We start from the raw sequence: 10811 nt of genomic DNA, 5'->3' as shown, positions 1-10811 counted from the left end.
CTTCGGCATCATCAGCGAAGTGATCCCGGTGTTCTCCCGCAAGCCGATGTTCGGCTACATGGGTCTGATCGCCGCGACCATCGCGATCGCCGGTCTGTCCGTGACGGTGTGGGCCCACCACATGTACGTCACCGGCGGCGTGCTGCTGCCGTTCTTCTCCTTCATGACCTTCCTGATCGCCGTACCGACCGGTGTGAAGTTCTTCAACTGGATCGGCACCATGTGGAAGGGCTCGTTGTCCTTCGAGACACCGATGCTCTGGGTGATGGGCTTCCTCATCACGTTCGTCTTCGGCGGGCTCACCGGCGTCATGCTCGCCTGCTCGACGAGCGCCTCGGCAAGATCACCTTCTGGACGCTGTTCATCGGCTTCCACGGCACCTTCCTGGTCCAGCACTGGCTGGGCGCCGAGGGCATGCAGCGGCGGATCCCGGACTACCTCGCGGCCGAGGGGCTCACCACGCTCAACACGGTCTCCTCCGTCTTCTCGTTCCTGCTCGGCTCGTCCCTGCTGCCGTTCTTCTACAACGTCTGGAAGACGGCCAGGTACGGCGAGCCGGTCGGTGTGGACGACCCCTGGGGCTACGGCCGCTCGCTGGAGTGGGCGACCTCCTGCCCGCCGCCCCGGCACAACTTCCTCACGCTGCCCCGGATCCGCAGCGAATCCCCGGCGTTCGACCTGCACCACCCCGACGTCCCGTCCCCGGAACCGGAGTTGACCGCACGGTGACGGCCCACGACGAGCGGGACCTCGTCCGGCAGATCGAGGGCCATCTGCTGCTGGCCGCCGCGCGGGAGGAGGGCCGTACCGCCGCGGTGCGCCTGAGCTCCCGGCTGGGCTGGCTCACCGACGGCCAACGGGACGACGTGGAGCGGCAGTTCGAGGCCGAGTACCTCGCACTGGCCCGGCTCTCGTGGCACCGCACGGCCGAACGGGCGCAGGAGCTGCGGCAGGCGTACGAGTCGCGCTACCGGGCACTCCGCCGCCGGCTGCTGGCCTGCTGCGTGCTGGGCTGCGCGGTGCTCGCGGCGGCGGTCCTGCTGGCGGTGTCCGCCGCCGCGTAGGTCCGGCGGCCAGGTCCGTGACCACTTCCGACCGCCGCCGTCGCAGTCCCACAGCTCGGCCTGGACCCGGTGAGGGTGCCGGGGGCCGGACCGTCGGTGAAATCGAGGGAGTTGGCGGCGCCCCGGGTAAGGTGGGCCTGAACCGAGACCGCGCCTGGGCGGCGCCGGTGCCGGTGCCGGCGAGGACCTTGCCGTACGCCTGGAGGCCGGTCGTGTCCTCGGCGGCCTTCACGCCCTGGGCGCGCCGGGTCCTGCCTGACGTGGTGTCAGGCGGTCAGCACCATCCGGAAGCGCGCTCCGCCGGAGAGCATCTTCTGGTACGCCTCGTCCGCGCCGTCCAGCGGCACCTGCTCGGTCATGGGGCGGATGCCGTGCAGGGCGCTGAAGGCCATGGTGTCCTCCACGTCCTGCGAGGTGCCGGACGGGTGGCCGCGCACGACGCGGCCGGCCATGAGCAACTGGGCGGGGCTGATGCCGAGGGGCGCGGTGTCCGCGCCGATGGCCACCAGTTCGCCGCGGTGGGCCAGGCCGTCCACGGTGGCCGTGATGGCCTCGGAGTTCCCCGCGGTGGCCAGGACGACCTTGGCGCCGCCGAGGGACTGAAGCGCCTCGGCGACCGGGGTGCCGGAGGTGCTGTCGACGTAGTGGTGGGCGCCCAGTTGCTTGGCGAAGTCGGCCTTCGCGGCGCCCCGGGCGATCGCCACGGTCTCGAAGCCCATGGCCACCGCGTACTGCACGCCGAGGTGGCCGAGGCCGCCGATCCCGAGCACCGCCACCAGGTCGCCGGGCCGGGCCGAGCTGCGCCGCAGTCCGTTGTACGTGGTCACGCCCGCGCAGGCCATCGGTCCGGCGTCGCTCGGGGAGAGCGCGTCGGGGATCCGGGCCACGGCGTCGACGGGTGCGATCACCTTCTCGCCGAAGCCGCCGTCGTAGGTCCATCCGGGGACCTTCAGGTTCTGGCACACGATGAAGTCGCCCTCGCGGCAGGGCCGGCAGTGGCCGCAACTGCCGCCGAACCAGCCGACGGCCACCCGGTCGCCCTCCTGCCAGCCCCGCTCCCGCACGCCCGCGCCCAGTTCCTCCAGGCGTCCGGCGATCTCGTGTCCGGGTACCTCCGGGAACGACACGCCCGGTAGTCCGCCGCTCACGAAGAGAGCGTCGCTGTGGCAGACCCCGCACGCTTCCACGGCGATCCTCACATGGCCGGGCCCCGGTTGCTGGACCTCGCGGTCGACCAGCTCGAAGGTGCCGTTCGGGGCGGTGACCTGCGCGGCTCGATAGGTACTCATGGCTCTCTCCGGGAACGGGTAGGACAGCCCCCACAGACCCAGCAGAGCAGCTTCCGCCCGATCCCGCGCGCCGAGCGGACCCCACCGCCACCGACCTGCGCCGACCGGCTCCGCGAGCCCGCCCGACCCCGCTCGGCCCGCCTGTGCGTCAGGGGCTCCCGGGGCGCCAGCCCTCCGGCCGGAGCATGCCCAGCAGCAGCCGGACCAGTTCGTCCACCACCTCGTCCAGTGTGGCGTCCACCCAGCCGGCGCTCCAGTCGTGCAGCAGGCCGTTGACGCTGCCGATGAACGCCGTGGCCGCGAGGCGGTAGTCGCGCGGCGCCGCCTCCCCGCGGGCCACGGCCGCGTCCGCCTCGGCGCGGATGAGGTCGATCCAGCGGGCGCGCCGGGCGAGGCGCTGCTCCTCCAGTCGGAGGCTGACCCCGACGATCTCCACGAAGGCGATCCGGATGCGGCGCGGGTCGCGGGTGACGCCGTGGGCGTAGGCCCGGAAGAGCACGGCGGCGCGCTCGGCCAGCGGCAGCCCGTCCGCGTCGGCGAGGGCGTCCAGGACGGCCTGTTCGGCCCAGCCGTTGACCTGGAGGTGGAGCGCGGCGAGGACGTCCTCCAGGGTGCGGAACTCCTCGTAGAACTGGCGCGTGGACAGTCCAGCGGCCTGGCTCAGCGCGGCGACCGTGGTGCCCCGGTAGCCGGGGGTGTCGCCGAACAGCCCCAGTGCCGCGTCCAGGAAGCGGCGGCGGCGCTCGGCCTGCCGTTCCTCGGCGGACCGTCCGCCGTAGCGTCCCGTCGGCGCTCTGAGCCTGCCCTCCACGCGTCCCCCTCCGTCATTCCGCCACTCCCCCAATCTTGTCGTGCACACATCTTGTCGAGAAGGCCATCCCTTCCTTACTTTTCAGTAAGTTCACTGTGAAAGCACCCGTGTTCAGATTCCCCCGAGGAAAGAGAGCCGTCATGGCTGCCTCCAGAACCAGGCACCTGTGCTCCGTGGCCGCCGCCCTCGTCCTGACCGTCGCCGCCCCGGCGACCGCCGCCTCCGCCAGCTCCGCCGCCCCCGCCGGGCTGCGCGAGGTGCTGTTCGTCGGCAACAACTGGGACGGCACCGCCGATGTCATCCGCTCCTCCGGTGACTTCGCGAAGATCGGCCGGATCAACGTCATCCCGGACAGGGACGCGCGGATGGCCGAGATCAACGCGGACCCGATCAAGTGGATCTACTTCCAGGCGATCCGCAACAGCGTCGGCGAGGGTCACGACCAGTTCGCCGACGACATGTACTCCACGCCCGACGGCAGGTCGGTGGTGGTGTCCCGGCCGAGTTTCGCGGACGTCGTCTCACTCGACCTCGCCACCGGGAAAGTCAACTGGCGTTTCCCGGTGTCCGGTTACCGCGCCGACCACATGGCGGTCTCCCCGGACGGCACCCGGGTGGCGGTCTCCGCCTCGACCGCGAACACCGTGCACGTCCTGGACATCAACACCGGCAAACAGCTCGGCTCGTTCGCCACCGGTGACAAGCCGCACGAGAACATCTTCACCAAGGACGGCAAGTACATCTGGAACATGTCCATCGGTGACGTCAACACCGACCTGGACAGCCCGGGCTGGGACTGGACCAAGGGCGACCGGCACATCACCGTCGTGGACGCGACGACGTACAAGCAGGTCAAGGTCATCGACATGCGGCAACGGCTGGACGCGTTCGGGCTGAAGGACTTCTCCGACGCGGTGCGCCCGGCCGTGTTCTCCGCGGACGAGTCCAAGCTGTACTTCCAGGTGTCGTTCTTCAACGGCTTCCTGGAGTACGACGTCGCCACCGACAAGATCACCCGGATGAAGACGCTGCCGAAGAACCCGGCGACCAGCGAGGACCGCACCACCTGGGTCAACGACTCGCGTCACCACGGCATCTCGATGAACCCCGAGGGCACCAAGCTGTGCGTCGCGGGCACCATGGACGACTACGCGACCGTGGTCGACCGCGCCTCGCTCCAGGAGGGCCCGCTCGTCACGACGTCGAAGCCGTACTGGGCGACGGTCAGCGGGGACGGCAAGGACTGCATCGTCTCCGAGAGCGGCGCCGACCAGGTGACGGCGATCGACTTCGCCACGGGCAGGAAGGTGACGTCGGTCCCGGTCGGCGACCACCCGCAGCGCGTCCGGCTGGGGCACGTCCAGGCCGACTGGACCGGTCCCAGCGGTGGCTGACGCCGCACCGAGCCGTGGCCTCCGGGGTGTCCCCACTCTCCCCGGAGGCCACACCTCTGCCGTCAGAAGCGCGCCGCCGCCCAAGCGGCCAGTTCCGCCTCCGCCGCGCTCAGCAGGTCCGCGGCGGGGGCGGTGGCGCCGTTGGTGACCAGCGCGTAGTGCGGCACACCGGAGTCCGTGTCGGTCAGCAGCAGGCGGCGGCTGCCCGTGCCGCCCGGTTCCGGGGCCACGGCGACCGGCGTGGCGGAGCCGTACGCGGGCGGTGCGTGCACCGTGCCGAGGTCGGAGACGACCGTGGTGGCCCCCGTCGGGAAGGACGCCGGCAGGTGCAGTTCGGTGGGTGCGGTGCCGTCACCGGAGCGCCACACGAGCAGCCCGTACTGGCCGGAGCCGACCAGTTTCGCCACGTTCGGCAGGGAGCTCGGCACCGGGTTCCAGGTGAGGGTGGCGGAGCCGTCGCGGGAGCGGTCCTCGTAGGTGAAGGCGAGGGCGGTGCCGGCCGTGGCACTCGGATAGACGCGGTCCAGCAGACGGGCGTCCTGGCGCAGGGTGGCGTTCCCGGAGTCGTCGAGCCGCACGGCCGAGAGGTCCTCGTCGTTCCAGGCGTCCCCGGAGGCGAGCACCTTGCCGGGGTTGCCGTTCATCGGCTCGTGGTGCCGGCCGTTGTAGAGGTCCCAGTGCCACTGGGTACCGGACAGCACCGGGCCGGAGGAGGCCGGGTCGGCCCACCAACCCGCCCCCTTCAGGCGGGAGTCCAGGGCCTGGTACATGGCCTTCAGGACGGTCGGCGCCTTGTCGGACACCGTGCCGGACAGGGGGTGGCCGAACTCGCTGACCACCGCCGCGGTGCCGGCGGCCGAGGCGCGGTCGCGGACGGCGGCGAAGTCGGCGGCGTACTGGCCGTCGGCCGCCTTGCCCCACATCAGGATGCCGGAGATGGCCTTCTGGTCGTAGAAGTGGGTGTTGAGGACGTAGCCCGGGCCGAGCGTCCCCGCGTCCAGCAGGCCGCCCTCCTGCTTCTGCGTGGAGATGTTGGCGTTCCAGAAGAGGTTGGGCTCGACGAAGGCGGGTTTGTCCCGCCAGCCGGCGGCGTCCATGCGGGCGCGGAACCTGACGTGGAACGGCCAGAGCAGATCGCGTTCCCAGGCGCGGGAGGTCTGCCCGGAGTCGTAGCCGCCCGCATACGGCTCGTTGTACGGGTCGAAGCCGGTAATTCCCGCGAACTCCGCGCTGTCCAGGTGCTGTTTCAGGTACGCCATGGTGGTCTGGGCGGTGGCGAGGAAGGCGTCCTGGAGGCCGTGGGTGTTGTGCCAGAAGTCGTACTGGGCCTTTTGTACGGCCGCGTTCTGGGTGATGTTCTGGCCCCAGAACAGACAGATCCCGCAGGACTCCTTCGGGTAACTCCCCGCGTCCATCGCCCACTTGGGGGCGCCGTCGCCGGTGTACCAACTGCCCGAGTCGAACAGGTACCGGGAGTACAGGTCCTGGTGGAAGTCGGGGAAGACGCGGATGCCCGCGTCGAGGAACGCCCGCATCTGCTCGGTGACGGCGGCCAGATAGGCGGTGTCCACCTGACCGCGCACGGGTTCGGCGTGCGCCCAGGAGAGGAGGAAGCGAACCGCGTTGCCGCCGCCGAGGGCGCGCAGCGCGGTCGCGGACGTGCGGGCGTCGGCGACCGACGCGAAGGGCAGGCCGCCGTTCTCCTCCAGCTTGGTCTCGCCGGAGACGTTGTAGCCGCGCAGCACGACCTCGCGGCCCTGGCCGTCGGTGAACCGGCCGTCCCGCACGGTCAGCGGGGCACCGTCGAACCAGAGGGAGCCGGAGGGGGTGGCGGCGGCGGGCGGGACTCCCGCCACCGTCAGGGATCCGCAGAGGACGACCAGGACAGCCGGCTGACGCACCCGAATTTTCCGCATGTACACCACAATCCGGCGGGGGTCCGGGAGCGTCAATAGCTTCTGACTCACAAGTAAGTTGACTGTTGGTCAGCTAAGGGCTGACGTGGCGGCTCACTCCCCGACCCGGCGCGTCACGTTCAGCAGGTACTCCTTCCGGTTCAGCGGGTTGTGGTCGGTGCGCGGTCGTTCGGGGACCGTGCCGCGGGTCACCGGCGCGTAGTGGTCGAAGGCCGTCTCCAGCTCGCCCTCGCCCCGGGTCAGCCCCGGCAGCCGCTGCTCCAGCGCGTGCACCCGGGCGGCCGGCACGGTTCCCTCCAGGACACAGGCGGCCCCGTGCGTGCCGGTGGTCTCGGGTACGGCGCCGAGCCGGGCCAGCACCGGCAGCAGCGCGCCGAGGGTGTCGGCCGGCGCCTCCAGGCGGAAGCGGTGCACCGGCTCGTGCACCAGGGTGCCGGCCCGGCGCAGCGCCTCGACCAGGACCAGCGGGGTCAGGCCCCGGAAGTCGTAGCCCGTGCTCGACATGCTCTTGTCGAAGCCCTGGTGCGCGTGGCTCTGCCGGGGCGAGTAGCCGGAGTGGGTCATGGCGACCGTGCAGTCGGTGACCTGCCAGCCGTGCAGCCCCTGGCCGAGCGTCTCCCGGACGGTGTCCTCCACCGCCTTGAAGAAGGCGTACGGCATCGCGCCCAGCTCCACCTCCAGCCGGAACGCCACGCCCGAGCCGGGCGGGGCGGGGTCGACGCGCAGGCCGACCGTGGCCAGGAAGGGGTTGGCGTCCTTCTTGTTGAACTCGACGGCGTGCCCGGTGCCGACCGGCCGTTCGATGCACAGGGTCGTCGTCTCACGGAAGGTGACGTGCAGGCCGTACTCGTCGGCGAGGGTGGCCTGGACGACCTCCTTCTGCACCTCGCCGTAGAGCGACACGGAGGTCTCCCCCCGCAGCTCGTCGTGGCGGACGCCGATGAGCGGGTCCTGTTCGGCGAGCTGGGTGAGCGCGAGGTGCAGGGAACGCCGGTCCGTGCCGGGGCCGGGGACGACGACCGTCTCCAGGGTGGGCGGGGCGAAGTGGTGCTCGTACGACCGTCCCGGCGTACCGAGCGCGTCGCCGATGCGGATGCCGCCGAGGCCCCACACCTTGACGATCCGGCCCGCGCCGGCACTGTCGGCGCGGGTGTCCGTGCCGTGGTCGAAGACGGAGAGGGCGGTGACGCGACCGTCTGTGCCGCGGCCTTCGCGGCCGGTGGTGGTGTGCCGACGGCCGTGCCCGCCGGTGCCGGTGTCCTCGCGGCCGTCGCCGAACGGGACGCGGTCGCGGACGCGCAGGGTGCCGGAGAAGAGGCGGGCGTAGGCCACCTTCTCCCCCGCCGGGCCCCGCTCGACCTTGAAGACGGTGCCGGAGAGGGGGCCGTCCGGGTCGCCGGCGGCGGTGGGCAGCAGCCGCTCGATGCCGTCGACCAGCTCGGGCACGCCGGCGCCGGTGATGGCGGAGCCGAAGTACACCGGGTGGACGGAGGCGCTCCGGGTCTGTGCCGCGAGGGCGCGGCGCAGCCGGGACTCCGGGACTCCGCCGTCGAGATAGGCGGCGAGCAGGCCGTCGTCCTGGTCCGCCAGCGCGTCCAGCGCGGCCGGGCCGAGGCCGGGCAGGAAGCGGGCGGCGCGCGTACCGAGTCCGGCGGCGGTCCCCATGGGGACGAGCGGCACGGCGAGCCGTTGGGCCATTTGGCCGAGCACGGCTGTGTCCCGGGCGCCGCGCCGGTCGATCTTGTTGACGAAGACCAGGGTCGGGATGCGCAGCCGGCGCAGGGTGCGCATCAGCACGCGGGTCTGCGCCTGGACGCCTTCGACTGCGGAGACGACCAGGACGGCTCCGTCCAGCACGCCGAGCACCCGCTCCACCTCGGCGATGAAGTCCGGGTGACCAGGGGTGTCGATGAGGTTGACGGCGATGCCGTCGAGCGGGAAGGAGACGACGGCGGACTTGATGGTGATACCGCGGCGCCGCTCCAGCGCGAGGGTGTCGGTGGTGGTGCTGCCGGCGTCGACACTGCCGATCTCGTCGATCACTCCGGCGGTGTGCAGGAGCCGTTCGGTCAGGCTCGTCTTACCCGCGTCGACGTGGGCGAGGATTCCCAGATTGAGCAATGGCACGAAGCGTCATGTCCTTGAGAGAGTGGGCGATTCCTTCCGGGCCGGACATGAACGGTGCGCGCATGATCGCTCCTGGTTCTCTCGGGAACTCGACCGGTGCAGTGCAGCAGAACGGCGGCCGCGCCGCCAACGGATTAACGTTCAACCAGATGCCGTGCCAGGTGTGAGCCGAGGAGCGGGCGATGCGTGAGATTCTCGCGGTGCTGGACCGGTGGTACGCCGCCCGGGTGCCGTTCGGGCTGGCCACGGTCGTCGCGGTCAGCCGCAGCGCGCCGCGCGGGCCCGGTGCCGCGATGGCGGTCGGCCCGGACGGCGAGGTGGTCGGCAGTGTGTCCGGCGGCTGTGTGGAGGGCGCGGTCTTCGAACTGGCCCAGGAGGCCGTCCAGAACGGCGCGGCACGACTGGAGACGTTCGGCTACAGCGACGAGGACGCCTTCGCGGTCGGGCTCACCTGCGGGGGTGAGATCACCGTCCTGGTACGGCCGGTGACCCCGGCCCGGGATCCGGCGTTCGGCGCGGTCGCCGCCTCCGTCGCGGGTGGTGAGCCGGTCACCGTCGCCACCGTGGTCGACGGGCCGGCGCCGCGCGGGGCCACCCTCGCGGTGTGGCCGCGGACCGCCGCCGGCAGCCTGGGGACCCGGGGGCTCGACGCGGCCGTCGCCGCCGACGCGCGCGGTGAACTCGCGCTCGGCGTGACCGGCCTGCGGCACTACGGCCCGCACGGGGAGCGCCGCGAGGACACCGTCACGGTGTTCCTGCAGTCCTTCGCGCCGCCGCCGCGCATGCTGGTGTTCGGGGCCATCGACTACGCCGCCGCCGTGGCCCGGATCGGGGACTTCCTCGGGTACCGGGTCACCGTGTGCGACGCCCGGCCCGTGTTCGCCACGCCCCGCCGGTTCCCGGAGCGGGCGGAGGTCGTCGTGGACTGGCCGCACCGGTATCTGCGCGGCACCCGAACCGACGAGCGGACGGTGATCTGCGTCCTGACCCACGACCCGAAGTTCGACGTGCCGGTGCTGCTGGAGGCGCTGCGGCGCCCGGCGGCGTACATCGGGGCGATGGGCAGCCGGCGCACCCACGACGACCGGCTCCGCCGCCTGATCGAGTCCGGCCTCACCGACCAGGAACTGTCCCGCCTGCGCTCCCCGCTCGGCCTGGACCTCGGCGCCCGCACCCCGGAGGAGGTGGCGGTATCGGTGGCAGCGGAGATCGTGGCCCTGAGATGGGGCGGCACCGGCACACCCCTGAGCGGGACGAGGGGGGCGATCCACCCGCGGGGCGTGGGGTGACGGTCTCGCCGTGCCGGGATGTGGGGGCGGGGCGACGGGGGCCTGGCCGGGGTGCCGACGGGGTCAGCCGGCTGGGGGGCCGACGGGGCGCCGGCGCGGCTACCACCCGGCACTGACAATCCCCGCGCCGCTAGTCGGGGTCTCCGGCCACGCGCGCGTGCAGGTGCTGGTCGTGCCAGCCGTCGGCGTGCAGCAGGGCGCTGCGCTGGGTGCCCTCGTAGCCGAATCCGGCTTTCTCGGCGACTCGGCAGGAGGCCGGATTGGCGACGGAGTGGCACAGGATCAGGCGGTGCAGACCGAGGTCGTCCAGGGCCCACCGGCTCAGCCGGCGCGCCGCCTGGACGGCGAGGCCCGTTCCGCGTGCCGCGGGCAGCACCCAGTAGAGGACTTCCGCGGTGCCGGCGGCGAGGTCGACGGCGTTGAGTCCGGCGAGGCCCACGGCCGCGCCGCCGTGGGGGGCGATGGCCCAGATGGCACCGGTTTCGGCCAGCCGGCGCGCGTGCAGGCGCTCGATCCGGGCCCGGGCCTCCGCGCGGTCGGCGACGGAGAAGAGGTTCCACCTGCTGATGTCCGGGTCCTGCCCGGCGGTGAGCAGGGCGTCCGCGTCGGCTTCGGTGAGCAGCCAGGGGCGCAGTTCCAGGCCACCGGCCAGGGGCAGTACGGGCTGGTCGGGCCCGGCGAGGCGGCCGGGGGGTACGACAGCGGGTATGCCGGAACTGGAGATCACCAGGGCATCCTGCCACAGCGGGCGTTCGCCGACGCGGCTGCCTCGGAGGGGGTCCCCGGCGTATCCGCCCGGCAGGAGAGCGGCGGCGCGTCTGCCCCCGTTATCTTCTTCGCGGCCCTGCAAGAGGGCTGCTGGCCTCCGGGCCCGGTATGACTGTTGCCCCCTGTCGAACGGATGACCTGGGGGGTGGTGTC

Annotated in this window: 8 protein-coding genes and 1 pseudogene; 4 read left to right on the top strand and 5 right to left on the bottom strand. The window is 72.1% G+C overall.

Going from position 1 to position 10811, the window contains the following annotated elements; all coding sequences use genetic code 11:
• Both OO52_RS44870 and OO52_RS44865 read left to right on the top strand, forming a co-directional pair.
• Positions 1–729: pseudogene (locus OO52_RS44870) on the top strand (cytochrome c oxidase subunit I); the annotation flags it as partial.
• Positions 726–1064 carry a hypothetical protein gene (locus tag OO52_RS44865; protein WP_030659131.1) on the top strand — a complete coding sequence of 113 codons (339 nt, stop codon included), beginning with the start codon at positions 726–728 and terminating at the stop codon, positions 1062–1064. The pseudogene OO52_RS44870 and the gene OO52_RS44865, both read left to right, overlap by 4 nt.
• A gap of 266 nt (positions 1065–1330) precedes the next feature.
• Here the strand turns inward: OO52_RS44865 and OO52_RS44860 are convergent, their stop codons facing one another.
• Entirely contained in the window at positions 1331–2353 is a 1023-nt protein-coding gene (locus OO52_RS44860; RefSeq protein WP_030659130.1) for an alcohol dehydrogenase, read from the bottom strand.
• 148 nt (positions 2354–2501) lie between these two features.
• Complete coding sequence (locus OO52_RS44855) at positions 2502–3164, bottom strand: TetR/AcrR family transcriptional regulator (RefSeq protein ID WP_030659129.1); 663 nt, start codon at positions 3162–3164, stop codon at positions 2502–2504.
• Positions 3165–3304: 140 nt separating this feature from the next.
• Here OO52_RS44855 and OO52_RS44850 point away from each other — a divergent pair, with 140 nt between their 5' ends.
• The gene (locus tag OO52_RS44850; protein ID WP_030659127.1) at positions 3305–4558 is read left to right on the top strand and encodes a YncE family protein; all 1254 of its coding nucleotides are present in this window, start codon (positions 3305–3307) and stop codon (positions 4556–4558) included.
• Between the two features lie 62 nt (positions 4559–4620).
• On the opposite strand, the gene OO52_RS44845 is transcribed toward OO52_RS44850, so the two are convergent.
• Together OO52_RS44845 and OO52_RS44840 are read right to left on the bottom strand one after the other, a co-directional pair.
• Positions 4621–6474, bottom strand: a complete 1854-nt coding sequence (locus OO52_RS44845; RefSeq protein ID WP_030659125.1) for a cellulase family glycosylhydrolase — start codon at positions 6472–6474, stop codon at positions 4621–4623.
• A gap of 93 nt (positions 6475–6567) precedes the next feature.
• Positions 6568–8601 carry an elongation factor G gene (locus tag OO52_RS44840; RefSeq protein ID WP_030659124.1) on the bottom strand — a complete coding sequence of 678 codons (2034 nt, stop codon included), beginning with the start codon at positions 8599–8601 and terminating at the stop codon, positions 6568–6570.
• A gap of 182 nt (positions 8602–8783) precedes the next feature.
• Between OO52_RS44840 and OO52_RS44835 the strand changes: the two genes are divergently transcribed.
• Positions 8784–9890: an XdhC family protein gene (locus OO52_RS44835; RefSeq protein ID WP_030659122.1), complete on the top strand. Its 1107-nt coding sequence runs from the start codon at positions 8784–8786 to the stop codon at positions 9888–9890.
• A gap of 130 nt (positions 9891–10020) precedes the next feature.
• Here OO52_RS44835 and OO52_RS44830 read toward each other — a convergent pair whose 3' ends face one another.
• Positions 10021–10617: a GNAT family N-acetyltransferase gene (locus OO52_RS44830; RefSeq protein WP_030659120.1), complete on the bottom strand. Its 597-nt coding sequence runs from the start codon at positions 10615–10617 to the stop codon at positions 10021–10023.
• Positions 10618–10811 lie beyond the last annotated feature (194 nt).

The organism is Streptomyces flaveolus (genome assembly GCF_000716535.1).
In the GTDB taxonomy this organism is placed as follows: Bacteria; Actinomycetota; Actinomycetes; order Streptomycetales; family Streptomycetaceae; genus Streptomyces; species Streptomyces flaveolus_A.
Note: the sequence above shows the minus strand (reverse complement) of the source record. Positions and strands in the feature narration are given on the sequence as shown.